General features: G+C 82.2%; 1 pseudogene. It reads left to right on the plus strand.

The window, feature by feature from the left end:
- Nucleotides 1–149, plus strand: a pseudogene (locus tag LO771_RS30145) (hypothetical protein); the annotation flags it as partial.
- Nucleotides 150–325 lie beyond the last annotated feature (176 nt).

The raw sequence follows: 325 nt of genomic DNA on the forward strand, positions 1-325 counted from the left end.
TGGCCGCCTACGGCGGGGTGTTCGTCGCCGGGTCGCTGGCCTGGGGGGCGGCCGTGGACGGCTACCGGCCCGACCGGGGGGACGTGGCGGGCGCCCTCGTCTGCCTGGCCGGCGTCGTACTGAGCATGTACGCACCGCGCGGGCGCTGACCGGCGGGCCGGGCGGGCCGGGCGGGCCGGGCGGGCGCCGCCCGCGGGCCCCCGGGGGAACTCGGGGATTTCTCTGGGAACGGCCCACCGGCGCCGCGGGCCGCGCCGCCCCGGGTTAGGGTGCGGCCGGATCCACGGGCGGCGGAGGGCGGTGGGCGGCAGGTGGCGGACGCGAC

This window comes from Streptacidiphilus sp. ASG 303 (genome assembly GCF_020991365.1).
GTDB lineage: Bacteria > Actinomycetota > Actinomycetes > Streptomycetales > Streptomycetaceae > Peterkaempfera.